Annotated in this window: 24 protein-coding genes and 1 tRNA gene; 14 read left to right on the top strand and 11 right to left on the bottom strand. The window is 63.0% G+C overall.

Features of this window, described 5'->3' with window-relative positions:
* Positions 1-2: 2 nt before the first annotated feature.
* From AB4Z53_RS05305 to AB4Z53_RS05295, 3 genes are all read right to left on the bottom strand, one after another.
* Positions 3-953, bottom strand: a complete 951-nt coding sequence (locus AB4Z53_RS05305; RefSeq protein ID WP_441595100.1) for a carbohydrate ABC transporter permease — start codon at positions 951-953, stop codon at positions 3-5.
* Positions 954-1,300: 347 nt separating this feature from the next.
* Entirely contained in the window at positions 1,301-2,560 is a 1,260-nt protein-coding gene (locus AB4Z53_RS05300) for an ABC transporter substrate-binding protein (protein WP_291152493.1), read from the bottom strand.
* 58 nt (positions 2,561-2,618) lie between these two features.
* The gene (locus tag AB4Z53_RS05295) at positions 2,619-3,515 is read right to left on the bottom strand and encodes an N-acetylmuramic acid 6-phosphate etherase (protein WP_291152496.1); all 897 of its coding nucleotides are present in this window, start codon (positions 3,513-3,515) and stop codon (positions 2,619-2,621) included.
* A 199-nt stretch (positions 3,516-3,714) separates the two neighbouring features.
* On the opposite strand from AB4Z53_RS05295, the gene AB4Z53_RS05290 reads away from it, so the two are divergent.
* The 4 genes from AB4Z53_RS05290 to nagA are packed head-to-tail and all read left to right on the top strand — an operon-like array spanning position 3,715 to position 7,568.
* Positions 3,715-4,599, top strand: a complete 885-nt coding sequence (locus AB4Z53_RS05290) for a BadF/BadG/BcrA/BcrD ATPase family protein (RefSeq protein WP_441595097.1) — start codon at positions 3,715-3,717, stop codon at positions 4,597-4,599.
* A complete protein-coding gene (locus AB4Z53_RS05285) occupies positions 4,596-5,360 on the top strand; it encodes a GntR family transcriptional regulator (RefSeq protein ID WP_034804855.1) in 765 nt (254 codons plus the stop codon). The genes AB4Z53_RS05290 and AB4Z53_RS05285 overlap by 4 nt, the downstream gene beginning before the upstream one ends.
* Before the next feature lie 28 nt (positions 5,361-5,388).
* A complete protein-coding gene (locus AB4Z53_RS05280) occupies positions 5,389-6,411 on the top strand; it encodes an SIS domain-containing protein (protein ID WP_441595095.1) in 1,023 nt (340 codons plus the stop codon).
* Positions 6,408-7,568 (top strand): N-acetylglucosamine-6-phosphate deacetylase, encoded by a 1,161-nt coding sequence (gene nagA / locus AB4Z53_RS05275; RefSeq protein ID WP_441595093.1) that lies wholly within the window; start codon positions 6,408-6,410, stop codon positions 7,566-7,568. Before AB4Z53_RS05280 ends, nagA begins: the two co-directional genes overlap by 4 nt.
* 75 nt (positions 7,569-7,643) lie before the next feature.
* Here nagA and AB4Z53_RS05270 read toward each other — a convergent pair whose 3' ends face one another.
* Genes AB4Z53_RS05270 through AB4Z53_RS05260 form a run of 3 tightly spaced genes read right to left on the bottom strand, consistent with a single transcriptional unit; the run spans position 7,644 to position 10,644 of the window.
* The gene (locus AB4Z53_RS05270) at positions 7,644-8,378 is read right to left on the bottom strand and encodes a copper homeostasis protein CutC (protein ID WP_113539944.1); all 735 of its coding nucleotides are present in this window, start codon (positions 8,376-8,378) and stop codon (positions 7,644-7,646) included.
* The gene (locus AB4Z53_RS05265) at positions 8,375-9,286 is read right to left on the bottom strand and encodes an ROK family protein (RefSeq protein WP_441595092.1); all 912 of its coding nucleotides are present in this window, start codon (positions 9,284-9,286) and stop codon (positions 8,375-8,377) included. The genes AB4Z53_RS05270 and AB4Z53_RS05265 overlap by 4 nt, the downstream gene beginning before the upstream one ends.
* A complete protein-coding gene (locus AB4Z53_RS05260; protein ID WP_441595090.1) occupies positions 9,283-10,644 on the bottom strand; it encodes an amidase in 1,362 nt (453 codons plus the stop codon). The genes AB4Z53_RS05265 and AB4Z53_RS05260 overlap by 4 nt, the downstream gene beginning before the upstream one ends.
* A gap of 199 nt (positions 10,645-10,843) precedes the next feature.
* On the opposite strand from AB4Z53_RS05260, the gene AB4Z53_RS05255 reads away from it, so the two are divergent.
* Complete coding sequence (locus tag AB4Z53_RS05255) at positions 10,844-11,581, top strand: sulfate transporter family protein (protein WP_441595088.1); 738 nt, start codon at positions 10,844-10,846, stop codon at positions 11,579-11,581.
* A 102-nt stretch (positions 11,582-11,683) separates the two neighbouring features.
* Positions 11,684-11,893, top strand: a complete 210-nt coding sequence (locus AB4Z53_RS05250) for a SlyX family protein (protein WP_113539946.1) — start codon at positions 11,684-11,686, stop codon at positions 11,891-11,893.
* A 75-nt stretch (positions 11,894-11,968) separates the two neighbouring features.
* Here the strand turns inward: AB4Z53_RS05250 and AB4Z53_RS05245 are convergent, their stop codons facing one another.
* From AB4Z53_RS05245 to AB4Z53_RS05235, 3 genes are all read right to left on the bottom strand, one after another.
* Positions 11,969-12,961 (bottom strand): BMP family lipoprotein, encoded by a 993-nt coding sequence (locus tag AB4Z53_RS05245; RefSeq protein ID WP_113539947.1) that lies wholly within the window; start codon positions 12,959-12,961, stop codon positions 11,969-11,971.
* Between the two features lie 403 nt (positions 12,962-13,364).
* Positions 13,365-14,018, bottom strand: coding sequence for a peptide-methionine (S)-S-oxide reductase MsrA (msrA, locus tag AB4Z53_RS05240; RefSeq protein WP_441595085.1), 654 nt, complete (start codon positions 14,016-14,018; stop codon positions 13,365-13,367).
* A 41-nt stretch (positions 14,019-14,059) separates the two neighbouring features.
* Positions 14,060-14,377 (bottom strand): hypothetical protein, encoded by a 318-nt coding sequence (locus AB4Z53_RS05235; protein ID WP_441595083.1) that lies wholly within the window; start codon positions 14,375-14,377, stop codon positions 14,060-14,062.
* Positions 14,378-14,756: 379 nt separating this feature from the next.
* On the opposite strand from AB4Z53_RS05235, the gene AB4Z53_RS05230 reads away from it, so the two are divergent.
* The 7 genes from AB4Z53_RS05230 to AB4Z53_RS05200 all read left to right on the top strand — a co-directional run bounded on the left by AB4Z53_RS05230 (position 14,757) and on the right by AB4Z53_RS05200 (position 18,623).
* A tRNA-Ser gene (locus AB4Z53_RS05230) sits at positions 14,757-14,846 on the top strand.
* 188 nt (positions 14,847-15,034) lie between these two features.
* Positions 15,035-15,349, top strand: coding sequence for an ArsR/SmtB family transcription factor (locus tag AB4Z53_RS05225; protein ID WP_113539964.1), 315 nt, complete (start codon positions 15,035-15,037; stop codon positions 15,347-15,349).
* Positions 15,346-15,702 carry an SRPBCC family protein gene (locus AB4Z53_RS05220; RefSeq protein ID WP_441595081.1) on the top strand — a complete coding sequence of 119 codons (357 nt, stop codon included), beginning with the start codon at positions 15,346-15,348 and terminating at the stop codon, positions 15,700-15,702. The genes AB4Z53_RS05225 and AB4Z53_RS05220 overlap by 4 nt, the downstream gene beginning before the upstream one ends.
* A gap of 44 nt (positions 15,703-15,746) precedes the next feature.
* Positions 15,747-16,379 (top strand): ATP-dependent Clp protease proteolytic subunit, encoded by a 633-nt coding sequence (locus AB4Z53_RS05215; protein ID WP_441595079.1) that lies wholly within the window; start codon positions 15,747-15,749, stop codon positions 16,377-16,379.
* Positions 16,380-16,564: 185 nt separating this feature from the next.
* Positions 16,565-16,870 carry a putative quinol monooxygenase gene (locus AB4Z53_RS05210; RefSeq protein WP_291152520.1) on the top strand — a complete coding sequence of 102 codons (306 nt, stop codon included), beginning with the start codon at positions 16,565-16,567 and terminating at the stop codon, positions 16,868-16,870.
* Between the two features lie 125 nt (positions 16,871-16,995).
* Positions 16,996-17,853 carry a sigma-70 family RNA polymerase sigma factor gene (locus AB4Z53_RS05205; RefSeq protein WP_441595077.1) on the top strand — a complete coding sequence of 286 codons (858 nt, stop codon included), beginning with the start codon at positions 16,996-16,998 and terminating at the stop codon, positions 17,851-17,853.
* A 131-nt stretch (positions 17,854-17,984) separates the two neighbouring features.
* Positions 17,985-18,623, top strand: a complete 639-nt coding sequence (locus tag AB4Z53_RS05200) for a class I SAM-dependent methyltransferase (protein ID WP_441595075.1) — start codon at positions 17,985-17,987, stop codon at positions 18,621-18,623.
* A 48-nt stretch (positions 18,624-18,671) separates the two neighbouring features.
* Here AB4Z53_RS05200 and AB4Z53_RS05195 read toward each other — a convergent pair whose 3' ends face one another.
* Positions 18,672-19,487: an aminotransferase class IV family protein gene (locus tag AB4Z53_RS05195; RefSeq protein WP_291152529.1), complete on the bottom strand. Its 816-nt coding sequence runs from the start codon at positions 19,485-19,487 to the stop codon at positions 18,672-18,674.
* A 92-nt stretch (positions 19,488-19,579) separates the two neighbouring features.
* Here AB4Z53_RS05195 and AB4Z53_RS05190 point away from each other — a divergent pair, with 92 nt between their 5' ends.
* Positions 19,580-19,933, top strand: coding sequence for a MerR family transcriptional regulator (locus tag AB4Z53_RS05190; RefSeq protein WP_291152532.1), 354 nt, complete (start codon positions 19,580-19,582; stop codon positions 19,931-19,933).
* 132 nt (positions 19,934-20,065) lie between these two features.
* On the opposite strand, the gene AB4Z53_RS05185 is transcribed toward AB4Z53_RS05190, so the two are convergent.
* A complete protein-coding gene (locus AB4Z53_RS05185) occupies positions 20,066-20,533 on the bottom strand; it encodes a DUF6636 domain-containing protein (protein ID WP_441595072.1) in 468 nt (155 codons plus the stop codon).
* Positions 20,534-20,566 lie beyond the last annotated feature (33 nt).

Raw genomic sequence — 20,566 nt, 5'->3', positions numbered from 1 at the left:
CCTCAGAACTGGTAGCGGCGCATGCGGCGCTGGATGACGAAGAGGTAGAGCGAAACGCCGGCAAGGATGATGAGGAACATCACCGTCGCGATCGTCGCGCCCATGGAGCGGTCACCGAGCTGCAGCTGGAAACCGAAGAAGGTGCGGTAGAGCAACGTGCCGAGAATGTCGGTCGAGCCATCGGGGCCGGCAAGTGCGCCCTGCACCGTATAGACCAGGTCGAAGGCGTTGAAGTTGCCGACGAAGGTCAGGATCGAGATGATGCCGATGGCAGGCAGGATCAGCGGCAGCTTGATCTTCCAGAACTGGCTCCAGCCGGTGACGCCATCGCATTCTGCCGCTTCGATCACTTCATCCGGGATATTGAGCAGCGCCGCGTAGATCAGCATCATCGGAATGCCGACATATTGCCAGACCGAGATCAGCGCCACGGTGATGAGCGCGGAACCCGGCTTTCCGAGCCAGGGCGCAAACAGCGACTTCAGCCCGACGAGATCGAGCATCCAGGGCGCAACACCCCAGATCGGCGACAGGATCAGCTTCCAGATGAAGCCGACGATCACGAAGGACAGCAGCGTCGGCAGGAAGATCGCCGTACGGTAGAAGGTGACGAAGCGCAGCTTCGGGATCGACAGCATGGCAGCCAGCGCGACACCGATCGGGTTCTGGACGCACATGTGGATGATGAAGAAGATGACGTTGTTCTTCAGCGCGTTCCAGAAGTCGTGCGCCCATCGCTCGTCACCGAACAGCGTCTGGAAATTGGCAAGCCCGACGAAGGTCGACTGGCCATCGACCGTGTTGAACAGCGAGAGCCTGAGCGTCTCGATCAGCGGCAGGATCATGACCGCCGAATAGATCAGGAAGGCCGGGAGCAGGAAGACGAGGATGTGCCAGCGCTTCGGCCGCCTTGCCGTCGGCTGTCCCTCTTGCACTGAAAGAGCGTCACTCATTGATCCATCCGTTTCTAGAAGACCGGTTCCCCAGACAATCACGATGCGCACCGACGCCACACGGCCGGTCTCGCCGCATGCCATCTGCTCTTTTCTTGAGAGCTCATGACGAAGGTTAAGTCTATCGCGTTCTTTTGCAAACGACTGCGTCGTTGGCCTCCCACAAGGGGAGGCCGGTGACGCTTCGGCTGGGGGAGTGCCGCCTTCGGCATGTCGCCCCGCCCGGTCCCTACAGCATCCTAAGTTCCGTTCGGTTTAAGGTGCCCATTGCGCGTCCAGGACGCGCGGCGCTGTAGGGCCGACCCTCCCCCGTCAAGGGGAGGGAACCAGTTGCGCTTACGTCAGTCTTACTTCGCCGGCTTGTACCAGCCGTCGAGGCCCTTCTGCAGCTTTTCGGCGGCAACCTCAGGCGTATCCGTGCCGTTGATCACGTTGGCCGATTCCACCCAGGTTTCGTTTTCCAGGTTCGGCGTGCCGCGCGACAGGATCTGGTAGGTCGAGCGGATCGTCGGCTTGCACTTTTCGCGCCAGGAGACGAATTCCTGAGCGAGCGGATCTGCCATCTTCACCGGGGTCGAGTTCAGGCTGAAAAAGCCCGGCAGTGCGTTGGCATAGATTTCGGCGAATTCCGGCGACGAGATCCAGGTCAGCAGCTTCTTGGCTTCCTCGGCATGGGCGCTCTTGGCGTTCAGGCCGACACCGATGTCGTTGTGGTCGGAGATGTAGCAAGCGTCGCCGGCGTTCTTAACCGGAGGCGGGAAGGCGCCCATCTTGAACTGGGCCTGGGTGTTGAACAGGCCGATTTCCCACGAGCCGGCGGGGTAGATTGCTGCGCGGCCGAGCGTGAACAGGTTCTGGCTGTCCGGATAGGTCTGGGCTTCGAAGCCGTCGCCGAGGTAATCCTTCCACTTGGCCAGGACCTTGTAGGGCTCGACCCACGGTGCGTCGGTCAGCTTTTCTTCGCCCTTGATCAGCTTGGCGCGGCCTTCTTCACCCTTCCAGTAGGTCGGACCGATGTTCTGGTAGCCCATGGTGGCGGCTTCCCAGAGGTCCTTCGTGCCCATCGCCATCGGGATGTAGTTGCCATCGGCCTTGATCTTGTCGAGGGCAGCGAAGAATTCCGCTTCCGTTGTCGGGATCTGGATGCCGAGCTGGTCGAAGGCGTCCTTGTTGTAGATGAAGCCGTGGATGACCGAAGCCATCGGCACGCAGAAGGTCGCCTTGCCGTCATCGGTGGTCCAGGCGGACTTGGCAACCGGAGAGAAGTTTTCCATGCCCGGCAGCGCGGTCAGGTCGGCGAGGTGCTTCTTGTTGTAGAGTTCGAGCGAGGCGTCGAACGGACGGCAGGTGATGAGGTCGCCTGCCGAACCGGCGTCGAGCTTGGCGTTCAGCGCGGCGTTGTATTCGGTCGGAGCGGTCGGAGCGAACTTGACCTTGATGCCCGGATTCTTCGCTTCGAAGGCCGGGATCAACTTTTCCTGCCAGATCGCCAGGTCGTCGTTGCGCCAGCTTTCGATGGTCAGCGTCACGTCCTCGGCGTGTGCCAACCCGGCCGTGCCGAGAATGCTCGACGCGAGCAGCAGGCCCTTAATAGTCGTACGGGTCATTTAGCTTCTCCCTCTTATATTGCGCCGTTTTTGGCGCGGTTTGAGTCCCAGGCTTATGTCAGGCCGTGACGATATCGATCGCCCGGCGCAGGTTCTGTTTGGTCTGGCTGAGTGCCGCCTCGGCTGCCGCCACGTCTTTCGCGCCGGAAGCCAGCAAGATGGCGATCTTGACCGAACCGGAGGCGTCGTTGATCAGCCGTCCGGCTTCGGTGACGCTGATGCCGGTGATGTCGGTGACGATGCGGATGGCACGGCCATGCAATTTGATGTTGTCGGCACGCAGGTTGACCATATGGCCGTCGAGCACGTGGCCGAGATGAATGCCGACCAGCGTCGAGAACATGTTGAAGGCGATCTTCTGCGCCGTGCCGGCGCCCATGCGGGTAGAGCCGGAGACGACTTCCGGCGGCGTCTGCAAGAGGATCGCCACGTCGGCGTCCTTGAACAGCGCTGCGCCCGGATTGTTGGCAACCGCGATCACCTTGGCGCCGCGCTTGCGGGCTTCGTCGGCGGCGGCAAGTGCGTAAGGGGTGGAGCCGCTGGCGGAAACGGACACGAGACAGTCGCCGGCGCCGATGCCGGCCTTGCGCACGTCCTCGCGGGCGAGGTCCATGTCGTCTTCATAGCCGCCCGCCAGGTCGCTGAGGCTGGCTGCGCCGCCCGCAAGCAGGATGACGATCTGGTCCTGGGCAATGCCGTAGGTGCCGGGCAGCTCAAGCGCATCGGCCATCGCCATCAGGCCGGAGCTGCCGGCGCCCGCATAGGCAAGACGTCGGCCAGAGGAAAGTGCTTCGGCCGCGATCGATGCGGCCGCGGAGATCGACTCAATCGCCGCATCGACGGCCTTGGCCGCGGCCTGCTGGCCGGCTGCGAGCAGTCGCAGCGCCAGTGCCGGATGCATGAGATCCAGGCCCTTGGCGTTGTCGTGACGCTCTTCGGTCTTTGCTGACGGCATAGGTCGTGTCTCCTCTCGGTTGAAATTAATGCCAAAAAAATACCAATTGTCCAGCGGAATTTAACTTTTGACGCTCGAAAAAACTAATCGTCTAAATTAGCCATTAAATTTCAATGGATTGCAACGAAATCGAAAGCGTTGACGGATTCAGACTTGGTTATTGGTATTTTTTTGGTATCCTCAATGAGCGGAGGTACTCATGACAAATTACCTGATCGGAATCGATGGCGGCGGAACCAGCTGCCGAGCTGCCGTGGCAACGGCAGACGGGCGCATTCTCGGGCGCGGCAAGGTGGGTGCGGCCAACATCCTCACCGACCCGGAGACCGCGCTCGCCAATATCGGTGAGGCTGCGCGCGCTGCCTTTGAAGAGGCCGGTCTCGATCCCGAAGGCATTGCAAATGCCAAGGCGATCGTCGGCGTCGCCGGGCACAATGTCGGCGATGCCGTGCATTACGTAAAGCGCCGTCTGCCCTTCGCTGCCGCAGATATCGAATCGGACGGTTTGATCGCGCTGCAGGGCGCACTCGGCAACCAGGATGGCGCGGTCGCCATTCTCGGTACAGGCACGATTTACATCCTGCGCCAGGGCGATGCCGTCAGCTATGTCGGCGGCTGGGGTTTTACCATCGGCGACCATGGCAGCGGTGCCCGCATCGGTCACGCGCTTCTGCAGGAAAGCCTGCTCGCCTTCGACAATATCCACGAGGCCTCCCCGGTCACGGACTCCGTCATGGCCGAATTCAACAATGACCCCCGCGACGTCGTCGATTTCGCCCGCCTCGCCAAACCCGGTGAGTTTGGCCGCTACGCGCCGCGGGTGTTCGAAGGCGCTGCCGCCGGCGACCCCGTCGCAGTACGGCTCTTGAAGGCTGCAGCCATCACCGTGGACGAGGCGCTCGACGCCGTGGTTGCAAGGGGATGCGAGCGGCTGTGTCTGCTCGGTGGATTGGCTCCGCTTTACCGGCCCTGGCTTGCGGAGCGGCACAAGGCGCTGCTGGTCGAAGCGGAAGCGGATGCGTTGACAGGGTCGGTCGCGCTTGCGGCCCAGCGGTTCGGTTCGCAGGCGAGGGCAGGCGCATGACGCACCAGCTCGCTTCCATTCTGCCGCTCGAGGGCCTGCAGTCCGGAGGATCGGGGCCGCTCTATCTCAAGCTTCGGCAGTCGCTCGAAGACGCCATCCAGTCGGGCAAGCTCAATCACGGCGACGCACTGCCGCCGGAACGCGATCTGGCCGACTACGCCAATATCAGCCGCGTGACCGTGCGCAAGGCGGTCGACGACCTCGTGCGCGACGGTCTGCTGGTTCGCCGCCACGGCTCCGGCACCTTCGTCGTCAAGCCTGTCTCCAAGGTGCAGCAGTCACTGTCGCGGCTGACCTCGTTTACCGAAGACATGGCGCGCCGCGGGTTGAACACCCACGCGCGCTGGCTGGAGCGCGGCCTGTTTCATCCTTCGCCGGATGAGATGATGGCGCTCGGCCTGCCGGCCGATGCGCTGGTTGCGCGCCTCGGACGCCTGCGCATTGCCGACGACATGCCGCTCGCGATCGAGCGCGCCAGCATCTCGGCGGAGTTCCTGCCGGATCCGCAGGCCGTTACTTCGTCGCTCTATACTGCGCTCGACAAGACGCGCTCGCGTCCGGTTCGCGCCGTGCAGCGCATCTCCGCCTGCAACATCAAGGATCCGGATGCCTCGATGCTCGGCGTCGCCGTCGGCTCGGCCGGCCTTTCCATCGAACGTGTGTCCTATCTCGCATCGGGACGCGTCGTCGAATTCACCCGCTCGCTCTATCGGGGCGATGCCTATGATTTTGTCGCGGAACTGACGCTGTCGGAATCCTAAAGCGACCGCCCGCAGAAAGGAATTGACCATGCAGACCAATATGCGCCGAGAAATCGACGAAATCCCCGAGGCCGCCCAGCGCCTGCTGGAGCGCTCCTCCGATCAGCTGAAGGCAGCCGGCGCCGCACTCCGTGCCAAGGACCCGGCCTTCTTGGTGACGATCGCCCGTGGCTCCTCCGACCATGCCGCACTGTTCCTGAAATATGCGATCGAACTGCAGGCCGGCCGGCCCGTCGCCTCGCTCGGGCCGTCGCTGGCTTCGATTTACGGCGCCAAGCTGAAGCTCGGTGGCGCTGCGGCGATCGCGATTTCGCAATCGGGCAAGAGCCCTGACATCGTCGCCATGGCGCAGGCCGCGACCGATGCCGGCGCGGTCTCGATCGCGCTCACCAACACGCTGCCTTCGCCGATCTCCAAGGCCTGCACCAACCCGCTCGACATTCTCGCCGGCCCGGAAATTGCGGTTGCCGCCACCAAGTCCTACGTCAATTCGATCGTCGCCGGCCTTGCGGTGCTCGGCGAGTGGACCGGCGACGCAGCACTTCAGCGCGCGGTCGCCGACCTGCCGAACCAGTTTGCCAAGGCGGTCAAGCTCGACTGGCAGGCGTTTGCCGATGATCTCGGCGAGGCGGAATCGCTCTACGTGCTCGGCCGCGGCCCGGCGCTTGCGATCGCCAGCGAAGCAGCGCTGAAATTCAAGGAAACCTCTGGCATGCATGCGGAAGCCTATTCCGCGGCGGAAGTGCTACACGGACCGGTGGCGCTCGTCGGGGCCAAGTTCCCGGTGCTGACGCTCGCTGCCCGAGACGCGGCCGAAACCTCGGTCGCCGGCATCGCCGATGGTATGGCGGAAAAGGGCGCGGTGGTTCATGCTACATCGAGCCGTGCGACCAAGGCCAAGCGCCTGCCGTTCGTCGAGACGGGCCACCCGATCACCGACGCGCTGACGCTGATCCTGCCGTTCTATGGTTTCGTCGAGGCCTGGTCGCGTTCGCGCGGTCTCAACCCCGATGCACCGGCAAGCCTCAAGAAGGTAACGGAGACGAGATGAGCGAGAGGAAGGCAATCACCGGCGCTCGCCTGTTCGACGGCGTCGAATGGCACGACGGCTGCGCCCTCGTGATCGAGGCCGGCCGGGTCAAGGCCATCATGGCGTCGGCGGATGTTCCCGCCGATGCCGAAAAGATCGATGCCCATGGCATGCTGCTCGTGCCGGGCTTCATCGACCTGCAGGTGAACGGTGGCGGTGGTGCGCTTCTGAACGAAGAGCCGACCGTTGAGGGCATCCGGCAGATCTGTTCGGCGCATGCCAAGTTCGGCACCACGGCGCTGCTGCCGACGCTGATCACCGACACGCGCGAAGTTCGAAGCGCCACCATCAAGGCGGGCCTCGACGCGAAGGCGGCCGGCGTGCCCGGCTTCCTCGGTCTGCATCTCGAGGGCCCGCATCTCTCGGTCGCCCGCAAGGGCGCGCACGATCCGAAGCTGATCCGCCCGATGGACGATGCCGATCTCCAGGAAATGCTCGATTGTGCGAAGGCGCTCGGCGTTCTGATGGTGACCGTGGCGCCGGAAAACGCCACCAAGGAACAGGTTCGGGCGCTCACTGACGCGGGCGCCGTCGTCAGCCTTGGCCATACGGATGTCGGCTACGAAACCGCGGTCGCCTATGCCAAGGCGGGCGCGCGCACCGTCACCCACCTCTTCAATGCCATGAGCGGTCTCGGTCATCGCGAGCCCGGCGTGGTCGGCGCGGCACTTGCGACCGGCACGCTGCATGCGGGCCTGATCGCCGACGGCTACCATGTCGAGCCGGCGTCCATGGGCGTCGCGCTGCGGGCGAAAGTCGGGCCGGGACAGATCTTCCTGGTAACCGACGCGATGTCGCCGATCGGCACCGACATGAAAAGCTTCCAGCTCAATGGCCGCGAGATTCTGCGCGAGGGTGGTCGTCTGACGCTCGCCGACGGCACGCTTGCCGGCGCCGACATCGACATGCTCTCGTCGGTCCGGTTCGTACACGAGAAGCTTGGCCTGCCGGTCGAAGAAGCGTTGCGCATGGCGTCCGCCTATCCGGCCGATGCCATGGGGCTTGCCACCCACAAGGGACGGCTGAAACCCGGGGCCGATGCCGATTTCGTGCTGCTGACGCCGGACCTCGGCATGGGCTCCACATGGATTGGCGGCACGCAGGTTTACGCTGCCTGATCATTCGACCGTCGTCATCGAAGGACCCGGGAAGCGTAAAGCTGCCCGGGTCTTTTTCTTTGGGTCAGCCAGCTGCTATCGCGGGCTGTGAGCCGCTAGCTTCGCCTTCATCGCCCGGACCGTCTCCGCATCGGTGCGGCGGCGGTCGGCCGAGACGAAACCCATCTCGATCAATCGCTGATCCTGAGCCGGCTCTCGAACGGAGCAGGAGGAGTGAACTTCGCCGACGGCCAGCCGGTCGAGAACGGCGTCGACCGTATCGAGGGTGACTCCGGATCCAGGCATGATCGACAGCCGCCCGGCTGCGCGTTCGGTCAGTTCCGACAAGCGATCGATCGCCTGCGGCGCGCTCTTCGCGCCGCCCGAGGTCAGGATGCGCTCGAAGCCGAGTTCCACTGCCACGTCCATCGCCTCGGCAAAATCCGGCACCAGATCGAAGGCCCGGTGCAGCGTCATGCCGAGCCCGGCCGCGTGGCCGGTGAGCTTGATCAGCATCGATGCGTCGAGCCGGCCATCGGCGAGAGAAGCGCCGAGCACAACGCCGGCCAGACCCGCGTCGCGTGCGGCATCGATGTCGCGGCGCATGATATCGAGCTCGGTGGCGGAGAAGATGAAGTCACCCGGCCGCGGCCGGATCATCGCGTAGACCGGTACCGGCGGCGGGCCGGCAAGCGCCATCAGCCCGGGATTGGGCGTCAGGCCGCCGATGGAAAGAGCTGTACAGAGCTCGATGCGATCGGCGCCGCCCTCGATCGCCGCGTTCAACCCGTCGGCATCGTCGACACAGACTTCGAGTTTGATGTCGCTCATGCTTTGTCTCCTGAAAGTCCGAGCAGTGCGGCACCGATCAGGCCGGGCTCGATCCGGCATTCGCCGCGCACCACCAGCGGCCGGTCGAATTGCCTCAGAATCCGGCTACGCACCGTCCTGTCGATCTCGGCGAGCAGTTCTTCGGAATTGGAAAGGCCGCCGCCGACAGGCACGATCGTTGCACCTGTGATGTTGATGACGAGCGCCAGCGGCGAACTGACGAGATCGACGAGAACGTCGACCGTGCGCTTCGCCTCTGCATCCCCGGCCTTCCAGGCTTCCATAATCTCGTGGCTCGAAAGCGTCTTGCCGTGCGCGGTCTGGTGCAGCCGTTCGAGGCCACGGGCGCCGCCGACCGTATCGACGCAGCGCCTTTGGCCGCAGCCGCAATCATAGGGAGGGATGGCGATCGGCGGGTTGCCGGCCTCCGCCGCAATCGCGGGGCCGTGCCCCCATTCGCCGGCAAAACCGCCGTCGGCATTGATCAGCCGGCCGTCGATCACCAGGCCGCCGCCGACACCGGTGCCGAGGATCGCACCGAAGACGATGCGATGACCGCGCCCGGCGCCCGCGCCGGCTTCGGCCAGCGCAAAACAGTCGGCGTCGTTGGCAAGCTTCACCGGCAGATGCAGCGCCGCTTCGAGTTCGGCGACCAGCTCACGCCCGTCGATGCAGGGAATGTTGGCGCATTTGATCCGCCGCGTCTCTGGATCGATGACGCCGGTGATCGAGATCGCCACGCAATCGGGATGGCCGCCCGCCTCATCCAGAACCGATTCCAATTCGCGGATGAACTGCCGGAAATCGTTGAGCGGCGTGGTTCGGCACGGCAACGGAAAGATCCGATCGCGCGAATGGGTGATCGCGCCCTTGATTGCCGAGCCGCCGATATCGAAACAGACGATCATGCCTCACCCCGGATGATCGCTTCGGCAGAGAGCGCGACCGAAAGCAGCCTGTCGTCCTGGTGGTGTGGTGCCGCAAGCTGAAAGCCGACGGGCATTTCTGCAGCCCCAAGCCCACAGGGGATGGAGATGCCGCAGAAATCCAGGAAATTGCCGATCGAGGTGTTGCGGAGCGTCTTGGCGTTGGTCTTGAAGAATAGCTCGTCGTCTTTAAGAAGCGGCGCGATCGGCGGCGCCACATGTGGCAGCGTCGGGTGGGCTATGAGTTCGTTCGGCCTCAGGCTGTCGACCGTCTCATGGATCAGTTGGTCGCGCGCGTCGAGCAGGGCGATGTAGTCGGGCATGGTGATCTTCTCGCCGAGCCGTATGCGGGCAACGACGCGTGGATCGATCGCATTGGCTTCGGGTCCGGCCAGCCGTTCGCGATGAAGCGCATAGGCCTCCGCCGTTACCAGGGCGCCGTGGCGCGCCATCAGTCCGAAGACCGCCGAGAAGGCCGGGAAGGCGCGGCGGCTGACCGCAACGCCGGCCTTTTCGAGGCGCTTGATCGCATCCTCGAAGGTCTCGACGACCTCCGGCTCCGCATCGTCGAAGACGACCGTTTCCGGGATCACCAGCGCCACGCCCGAGAGGTCGGCGCGCCGCACCGTTGGGGCCGTCAGTCCGTGCATGGCGGCATCCACCCACACGGCATCCTGCACCGTATGGCAGAGCGGCCCGAGCGAATCGAGGCTTTCGGCCAGCGGATAGACGCCCTTCATCGCGTAGCGGCCACGCGTCGCCTTGTACCCGACGATGCCGGTCATCGCCGCGGGAATGCGCACGGACCCGCCGGTATCGGTGCCGATCGCCGCGGGCACCAGTCCTGCCGCGACCGCGACAGCCGAGCCTGAAGACGAGCCGCCGGGAATGCGCTCGACGTCGCTGGCCGCGGGGTTTCGCGGCGTGCCGTGATGCGGATTGATGCCGAGGCCCGAAAAAGCGAACTCGCTCATGTTGGTGCGGCCGACGCTGACCATGCCGGCAGCAGCGACTGTGGCAACGACAGGTGCGTCGGCGGTGGCGGGAGCATTTGCCTGCAGCACAGTCGAGCCGGCGGTGGTGACGTTGCCGGCGGTGTCGAACAGGTCCTTCCATGCAACCGGCAGGCCGTCGAGCATGCCGAGCGAACGCCCCGCCCTGAGGCGCCGCGATGCCGCCTCGGCATGCCGGGTCGCCCGCTCGGGCGTCAGTTCGACGAAGATGGCATAGTCGCCATGTGCATCGATCGCCGCATAGGTTTCCTTGGCAAGGTCCACCGGATCCAGCTTGCCGCTCTGAACCAGGACCGAAAGGCTGGCGAGTGTCTTTTGTTCTGTCATGTCATCCTCCGCGGAGTTCTTGCCTGCTGCCGTCATCCGGTACGTCTACAATATCGCCGCCCCCAGCGTTTTCCATGCTTCCCTTAGACGAGGCGCATGAATCTTGCATAAAGACTGGCACCAGCCGCGCATGTCTTGTCGCTGGTGGCGGCCCTGCCTACATGCATCATCGAACCTTGGCCCATACTGGAGAGCAATGATGATCCTGGACGCGGCGCGACTTTCGCTTGCCAATCTCCTTGCGCCCGAGACCCGGTCGGTCTTCTGGAAGGTATTGGGCCTGACGATCCTCGCGCTCGTCGCGCTCTGGTTTGCCGTGCGCGAAGTCTTCATCTGGCTGGCACTGCCGTGGATCGACACGCTGATGCCGGGCACACCCGTCTGGGCCGGCTGGCTGACCTTCGTGCTCGGTATCTTCGCGAGCCTTGGGCTGGCGCTGGCGCTCGCCTTGCTTCTGGCGCCCGTCACCGCGCTGATCGCCGGCTTCTTCCTCGACGACGTCGCCGAGGTGATCGAGAAGCGGGACTATCCAAACGAGCCGCAGGGCCGGCCCTTGCCGCTCGGCGAAGCGATCGCTGGCTCGGTAAAGTTTCTCGGCGTCGTCATCCTCGGCAACCTGCTCGCGCTTTTCCTGCTGCTCGTCCCGGGCGTCAATCTCGTCGCCTTCTTTCTCGTCAACGGCTACCTGCTCGGACGGGAATTCTTCGAGTTCGCGGCGATGCGCTATCGATCACCGTCCGAGGCGCGGCTTTTCCGCGAGAAGCATCGCTCGGCCGTCTTCCTCGCCGGCCTGCTGCTTGCCGCCTTCCTGGCGGTGCCCTTCGTCAACTTGCTGACGCCGCTTTTCGCCGCCGGTCTGATGGTGCATCTGCACAAGCGGCTTTCAGCAAAGGACCCCGGTTTTTCGGTGTCGGTCAGCGCTGTGGCAAAGGCCTGAAGGGCTCCTGCTTGACATCATGCCTGCCGTGGCCAATCTGCCGGCAAAACCCCATGGCGCTGCGCGGGCGCGCCGGCGCGTGGCAAGACGGAGTTTCCCCCTATGAACAAGACGGACGAACGGATCACACACCTCGAAGAAACGGTGGCCCATCAGGCCAAGACCATCGAGGAGCTTTCCGACCAGCTGGCCGAGCAATGGAAGGTGGTGGAACAGACGCGCGCCAAGCTCGACCGCCTGACCGAGCGTTTCCTGTCGCTCGAGGAACAGTCGCTCGATGCGCCGCCGATCACCCGGCCGCCGCATTATTGAGCGCGCAAGGCAGGGCAAACAAAAAGGCCGCCGGTCGAGTGAACCGGCGGCCTTCTTGTTATCCTGCTGCTGCTCTTAGTAGGGGCAGGACTCGTCGCTCATGTAGTCGTGAACTTCGACCTTGCCGGCAATGATTTCGGCTTTCACCTTTTCCACTGCGTCGAGCATCTCAGGCGTGATCAGGGCCTTGTTGTTGTCGTCGAGCGCATAGCCGACGCCATCTTCCTTGAGGCCGAGGTTGGAGATGCCGAACTCGAACTTGTCGTTCTTGGCAGCGGTGAAGGCTTCGTAGACGGCGACGTCGACGCGCTTCAGCATCGAGGTCAGTACCTTGCCCGGCTGCAGGCCGTTCTGGTTGGAGTCGACGCCGATACCGAGCTTGCCGGCATCTGCAGCCGCCTGCAGAACGCCGACGCCGGTGCCGCCGGCAGCGTGGTAGACGACATCCGAGCCCTGGTCGATCTGCGACTTGGCGATTTCGCCGCCCTTGACCGGGTCGTTCCAGGCGTCCGGCGTGGTGCCGGTATAGGCTTCCAGAACCTTGACGTCAGCACCGGTCGACTTGGCGCCGCCGACATAGCCACAGGCGAACTTGTGGATCAGCGGAACGTCCATGCCGCCGATGAAGCTGACGGTCTTCGACTTCGAGGCGAGGCCGGCGAGAACGCCGACGAGGTAGGAGCCTTCCTGTTCCTTGAAGACGACCGACTTGACGTTCGGCTTTTCGACGACCATGTCGATGATCGCGAACTTGATATCCGGATATTCCGGCGCGATCTTTTCGAGCGAAGCCGCCCAGTTGAAGCCGGCCATGACGATCGGGCTGTTGCCGTCGCTCGCGAAACGACGCAGCGCCTGTTCGCGCTGGGCGTCGTTGGCGATTTCGAACTCGCGGTATTCGACGCCCGTTTCCGTCTTGAACTTCTCGGCGCCGTTGAAGGCAGCCTCGTTGAAGGATTTGTCGAACTTGCCGCCGAGATCGTAGATGATCGCCGGCTTGATGTCGGCGGCCAGTGCCGTCGCGGACATCATCGAAAAGGCAAAGAGACCGAGAATTGTTTTTTTCATCGTGCAGCCCTGTGTCGCTATTGATCTTATTGGGTCCTCCCGCTGGCCCCGAGAGGAGCCTGTCTGCGGAACCCACCCCCTTCTCCTTGGGGCTAGGGTGGCGCATCCTTGCACGGTCACGGCAAAAAAACACTCAAAATTTTTCAGATGGTAAAAATTGAAGCCACGGAAGCGGCTACCCGTAAGGCACCGGTTCTGTTGTACTTTTGAGATCGCAGACAAGTGTATGCTCCCGTCCTGAGCGGCCTCTGGGTTGTGGCATTGCTCCAATGTTCGGGATACCCAAAGCGGGCCTGCTTCGGGACGGGACGAGAAAAAGGGCGCGTGGTTTGCCACCCGTATCCCGCTCCGACCTATGCACAGGGATCGCATTTATGGTTGGGGTCGATTGGACCGGGCACGCCTAGTGGCCGATGGGGCAGCTCACGCCGGTGCCGCGCAGACCGCAATAGCCACTCGGGTTCTTCGCCAGGTATTGCTGATGATAGTCTTCGGCGAAGTAGAACGGGCCCGCCTTGCCGATCTCGGTGGTGATCTTACCGCCGTGGTTGGCATACTTCAGCGCCGATTGGAACGCGGCACGCGCGGCCTTGGCTTCCGCCAGCTGCTCGTCGTCATAGGCGTAGATTGCCGAGCGGTAGGTGGTGCCGATGTCGTTGCCCTGGCGCATGCCCTGGGTGGGGTCGTGCTCCTCGAAGAAGGTCTTGAGCAGGGTGGCGAGCGGTACCGTCTCGGGATCATAGACGACGAGCACCACCTCGGCATGGCCGGTAAGCCCGGTGGTCGTCTCCTGATAGGTCGGATTGCGCGTCAACCCACCAGCGTAGCCGACAGCCGTCACGTAAACGCCGGGAATTTTCCAGAGCAACCGTTCGGCGCCCCAGAAGCAGCCCATGCCGAGCAGAATCTGCCTGGTGCCATCGGGGTAGGGGCCTTTCAGCGGCCGGCCGGAAACGAAATGCGTCTCAGCCGTCGGAATCGCCTCGTCGCGACCCGGCAGTGCCGTCTGCGCGTCCGGCATGATCGTCTTCTTGTTGAACATGTCGATCAGGAACATCAGCATACTCCTCGTCGGTACGGAGGCAGACTCCGCAAAAATCAGGCGGCGAAGCGGCCCGCCGCCGGTCGTTTCTTGTATCCGGCCATCCACAGAAGGAGCGCGAGCAGCGCCAGCACGGCAAAAGCCGGCTGCGCCAGCACCCAATGCAGGATCGCGTGCCAGATTGTCGGCGCCGTATCGGAGCGTTGTGCAAACTGGAACCAGCTCGCCGTATCGGCGCCCAGCGCCTCCAGATCGTCGCCAAGCGAGGTCATCACCAGTTCCGATGCGGCGACCGACTGGATCGCATCGACGACGCCCGCAAGCACGGCGGCAAACAACACGATGGCGCTCGCCAGCCTTAATAGAAACCGCATCGGTCTAAATTCCCTTCATGTCACCGGTCGCGCCCTGCCGTGGTCAGGCTCAGCGTCCCGGCGCATCTTCTTCGATGGCAGGGGGCTCGGACAAGGCCCGGCGACGAAATTAGCCGGTGAACTCGATAGTGCCGAGCCGGCATCCGGCTCATGCCGGGAGCGTAACGCGCGCCCCGGTGCAAGAGATAAGCCTACCGTCTGGTATGCACAATGGGGACGACGGGCCGCTCGTTTCACAAGATGTCAATAATCTGTCAGAAAGCAGTTGATCCCAAGCAAATCATCGGTATATAGACGCGCGTCCGCCGGTTCACACTGGCGACATCGAAGGGCCTCGCCCTTCCCATCCAGCCGGATTGACCGTCGGCTGCTGACGGATGGACAGGTGGCCGAGTGGTTGAAGGCGCACGCCTGGAACGCGTGTATACGTGAAAGCGTATCGAGGGTTCGAATCCCTCTCTGTCCGCCATTTTCTCTCTTGTTCTGTTTTCCATTGCCAGCGCGTACGCAGCGCTACCCATGTCCTATCCGCTGGCAGGATTGATCTGCGACGCCGTGACCGTGTCGTTCGGCGCGTCAAAATCGCGCTCCATTTCTTTTCTCCTCCTGCTGAACGGCGCACTTGTCATTGAGATAAGTACGTGCTTATGTGTCGACATGATCGAGAACGAGATATTCAGGGCCCTGGCTGACCCGACGCGACGCGCCATCTTCGAGAAGCTTGCTGACGGATGCATGAATGCCAGCGCTTTGCGGGAAGGTATGGACATAAGCCAGCCGGCCATGTCCCAGCACATTTCCGTGCTGCGGAATGCCGGGTTGGTAAAGGAGCAGCGGCAAGGTCGGTTCGTAAATTACGAAGTCGACCCGGACGGGCTGGCCCTCATTGCGCAGTGGCTCGCGAAGTACCGTGCCTACTGGCCCGCACGCATCGAAGCTCTCAAGATCTTGCTGAAGGATATGGACCAATGAACCGCGAAAGCAGCGTCTCGGACAACAATAGCCTCGAGCTGGAATACGAACTCGACGAGGCGCCGCAGAAGGTCTGGCGCGCGATCAGCATCCCGGCATTTCGCGAAAACTGGCTACCGAAAGAGGCATTGGCCGACCCCGAAGGCGCCGTCGTCGTTCCCGGAGAGGAAGTCCGCTACAGGCTGCGTGAAACCGAGGCTCCGTTTCTCGAAAGTACGGTCACCTTCCGGATCGCGCCGATCGGTTCCGACAGAACCAGGCTGCGGATCGTCCACGAACTCCCGAATGTTCGCAGCGGTCGCGTGACCAGGACGGCCGCGAACAACAACGATATTCTCATGCTCGCCGCCTAGGCCGACGGGCTTCCCCACAAACTCTGGATAATTGGAGTTCGCCGATGCGCGAAGCGATGCAACTCGTCCCTATGGTCGTCGAGCAGTCGAACGGCGGAGAGCGCTCATTCGACATTTATTCCCGCCTGCTGCGCGAGCGAATCATCTTTCTCAACGGTGAGGTGAACGACACGGTCTCCGCGCTGGTCTGCGCCCAGCTGCTTCTTCTCGAAGCGGAAAATCCGAAGAAGCCCATCCATCTCTACATCAATTCGCCGGGCGGCGTGGTGACCAGCGGTTTCGCCATGTACGACACCATGCGCTACATCGGGGCACCGGTGCACACGCTCTGCATGGGGACCGCACGCTCCATGGGTTCGTTTCTGCTGATGGCCGGCACACCGGGACAAAGGGCCGCCTTGCCCAATGCCAGCATCCTCGTGCACCAGCCGTCAGGCGGATTTCAGGGGCAGGCATCCGACATGCAGATCCATGCCGAGGAGATCCTTCGCACCAAGCAGCGCATGACGCGGCTCTATGCGGAACATTGCGGGCGGTCCTACGAGGAGTTCGAACGCGCCATGGACCGGGACCGTTTCATGACCGCCGAGGAGGCTTTGGAATGGGGCCTGATCGACACCATCCTGAAGGTTCGCGACGACGGCGAGCTATCGCCTTCCAGCGGCTTTGCTCTCTGACGGTCGGTCTCGTCAGGCGGACCATTTGCCGAGGACGGATGGTCCGCTGCACGAGCTGGCCGAGGGCGCTCCCCTGCTGAGGGGGGATTCCCGACGTTCGAATGGCGCTAAAAAACTTCTCCCCCTGCGATCCGTTTCGCCTCTCCGCTTCGTCTTTGCTGCATCCGCAACGAAGGAGAAGCGCCATGACCACTGCACCCGTCACGCTCGTCAACGTTCTGAAGGTCGAACCCGATAAGCAGGCGCAGCTGATCGCGCTTCTGAAGCGCAACATCGACACCGTCATTCGCTCGCTTGCTGGCTGGCGGACGAGCCGGCTGATTGCCGCAAGGGACGGCACCAGCGTCATCATCTATTCGGAATGGGAGACACAAGCGTCGGTTGAGGCGATGCGGTCCGATGTCAGGATGAAGGCCTATTTCCCCCAGATCCTCGAACTGGCGAGCCTCGAATCGATCCTGGGCGAGGCCGTGTTCAGCGACAACAGGTGATGTCGATCCGCCGCTGACGCCTGCAGGGGCCTGCAAGAAGGCGGCGGACATTATTTCGGACCCGCGCTATCGTGCCGCCCTCTCCGGTGGACTGACGGCTTGGAGTGGCCAATGGGGCTCAAGACATGAACGAAGAAGACTTCGAGGATCGCCTGCGGGTATTCAGGCCGCGGCTGCATCGCTATTGCGCGCGCATGACCGGCTCGGCCGTGGATGGCGAGGACGTGCTGCAGGATACGCTGATCAAGGCTGTGCAGGCGCGGGCGGACGGGGCAGTCGTTGACAATCTCGAAGGCTGGTTGCTGCGCATCGCCCACAACACCAGCCTCGATTTCCTGCGCCGCCGATCCCGTCACAAGATCGTTCCGCTGCTCGACGACATGGAAGACGCACCACTGCCCGAGGCGGATATCGTCGCGGTCGGATTTCAAACCTTCCTGCAATTGCCCGAACTGCAGCGCTGTGCCGTGATCCTCAAGGATGTTCTCGGACATTCGGTCGAAGAAATCGCCGACATTGCCGACTGCACAGAGGCGGCGGCCAAATCGGCGCTCCAGCGCGGGCGGGTGGCACTCCGGCAACTGGCGGAGCGCCCGGACGATATGCGGTTGCCGCTGATGTCCGATGCGAACCGGCATAAGATGGCGGCCTATGTGCGCCTGTTCCAGGGCGGTGACTTCGACGCGATCCGCGCCATGCTGGCCGACGACGTGAAGCTGGAGTTGGTCAACAGGTTGAGGCTGCAGGGCCGCGAGGGCATTGGCCGCTATTTCAGCCGCTACGCGCAGGAGACGCGGTGGCGGTTTGCGCTCGGAGCGATCGAAGGGCGCCCCGTCATGCTGGTTTTCGACAGCACGGGTCCGATGGAAAAACCGGCGCATTTCGTCCTTCTCGACTGGCGCGCGGACGAAATCGCTGCGATCCGCGACTTTCTTTTCGCGCCCTATGTGCTTGAAACCGTCGACTGGGTTCGCCTGATCTGAAGAGGCGTCCGCTGATTGGCGGTTCTTTCTCCGCCATTTGTTGACGATTGCGCGGTAGGCGGAATCCTTTGAACGGCGTGGCTCGGGCCTCGACCGTCCGGAGATCTGGTCGCGATCTGGGAGCAGGCAGCATGAGCACGGCGAGCGACGCGCGTTTTTGGGACCGGACGTCGCGGCGATATGCCAAAGGGGCGATCGCGGACCCCGCCGGATATGAGCGCACGCTCGACCGTACCCGTTCGTTGCTTTTGCCCGACGACGCCGTGCTGGAGCTTGGTTGCGGCACGGGAACAACGGCGTTTCGGCTCGCAGGCGACGTCCGGGACTATCTTGCGGCCGACTTTTCCGGCGAGATGACCGCGATTGCCAGGGAGAGATACGCCGTCGACCTGGTGCCGAACCTCGTCTTCCGCACCGCGACCGCTGAAACGCTTGCCGCCGAGCGCGTGCAATACGACGCGGTCCTGGCCTTCAACTACCTGCATCTGGTGCGCGATCTCTCGGGCACGCTCGGCAGCATCCATGCCCTGCTCGCATCGAGGGGGCTGTTCATCTCCAAGACGCCGTGCGTCGGAGAGATGAGCCCGCTGATCCGTTTGGCGCTGTTGCCGGCGATGCGCGCGCTCGGACAAGCGCCCTATGCGGGAACCTTCGGGCTGATCGCGCTGAGCAAGGCGATAATGGCTGCCGGTTTTGAGATCCTGGATATCGAAAATCACGCGACCAGGGGCGACGACAAGCGTCCATACATCGTCGCCCGCAAACAGTGAGGCGGGCCACGGCGGTACTGTTGTCCGCCCTGGCCAACCTCGAGACCTCTAAACAGTTTCGGCCGGCTCTGCCGCGTGCGCCCGATGCAGCAAATCCACAAACGTCTTTGCCTGCGGGATTTCGGTCGAACCGATGGTGTTGACGGCGATGCCCGGTGTCCACGAATTCATGACCGCTGCACCGGAGAATTCCGTGAGCCGGCTAAGGGTGACTTCTTCCTGACGCTGCGGCACGCCGAGGCGCTCGAGCTGTCGCTGGACTGTACCCATCATCGTGCCGGTCAGCATCTCGGCCTGGGGCCAGATAACCGCTTCGCCATCCCAGAAGACCAGGTTCCAGATACTGGCTTCGCTAAGACGCCCCTGCCGGTCGATGAAGGCGGCGTCGTCGAAACCCTTCCGGATCGCCTGATGCAGGTAATAGGTTTTGCCGGATTCTCCGACGTGCTTGATCGTAGCGTGTGGCCGTTCGTGCTCGACGACGGCAAGCCGAAGCGGACCCTTCGGGCCATTGGAGGGTGGGCCGCTGCGCACGAGAACGGCGAGGCCGCCCTGCATGCTGTCGGCAGTAAACTCGCCGTCCGGTGAATAGACCGTGACTGTCAGCGACTGGTCTGCTGGACCAGCATCGATCGCCTGCCTGATATGGGTGCGCAATTCTTCGTCGGGCAGGGCGCGGTCGAAGAATGCAAGCGAAGCGTTGCGCAGGCGCTTCAGATGCAGGTCGAGACCCCTGATCTTGCGATCCCTGACCTGAATTGCGGTGAAGTGCGCGAAACCGGCAAAGGCCAGGGGCATCAGGTCGGCTGCGCTGGCCGGTCGCCCGTTGAGCGCTGCGGGATAGAGGCTTGTTTCGTTGGGCATGTTCTTGCTCCCGGGTGTGTTCACATGGAGGAGCCAATAGGTCTAAGGTCTGACAGCGCTGTCAGAGTCAAGCGCCCGGCGAAGGTATCGGAATGAAAATAGGCGAGCTGTCGAAACGCACCGGCGTCAGCGTCAGGATGTTGCGCTACTACGAGGCCGAAGGGCTTTTGAAGCCCGAGCGCACCGAAAGCGGATATCGTGATTATGATCTGGCGGAGGTGAGAACCGTCGAGCGCATCAAGCTCCTAGGCGCCGGCGGCATGACCCTTCCGACGATCCTGCAGTTCCTGCCCTGCGTGCGCGGCGAAGGTCCGATTTTCGAGCCCTGCGACGAACTGCGCGTCACCCTGCGCCAGCAGATACGCCTCGTTGAAGAGAAAGCGGAGAAGTTGGCGCAGAGCCGCAGCGTACTGACGAGCTTTCTGGCCGAGATCGGTGAAAACTGAGCTTCGAGCCGCAGCGTTGCACGGCGGCCGTAGTCGTTGACCCCGTCAGCGCTTCAGATTGCGACCAAACCCGCTCTGGCCGTCACCAGAACGCAGAGCACGGCAAACCGTAGGCACCTTCCTGCCGCTGCTTTAGTAGACGTCGGTCTTCGATCGACTGATGTAAAAACCGTGGCCGTCGCTGCGCGTGCAGCTGAGCCCGGTTTTGCTGGACCGACAGCTAAACGGCCCCTTCTTCCAGCTGTTGCCGTAGCTCAGGATATGTGAGCCGTCGCAGCATGCTGTGTCGCCGGCATTCTGGAAGCGTCGGGCCTTGCCCGCCTTTCCCAGAATGAACCGCTGAAAGGTCGGTTCGATGCGGTCGCAGCCAAGTTCCGGACCGCCGTCCTCCGGGACATAAACATCGGAGCCGCCGGCTGGCGTGTATTGGCAGCCGATGTTGCCGGCCGGCATGTTGAAATAGATCAGTCTGCCATCGGCGGGGAAGGTCTGCTCTGCCGCATTCCCGTCGAATGCGGCAAGCGCGGCAACCGCGAATACAAGCAAGCGCACCATCGAGCTTTGGCCCCCGACCTTTGTCGAACCCGCAAGGTGCAGCAAGTAAAACACATCAGCAGGATTGGGGAAATGATT

Origin of the sequence: Ensifer sp. 2TAB8, assembly GCF_052115125.1 — a bacterium.
GTDB lineage: Bacteria > Pseudomonadota > Alphaproteobacteria > Rhizobiales > Rhizobiaceae > Ensifer.
This window is presented reverse-complemented; position numbering and strand designations above follow the sequence as displayed.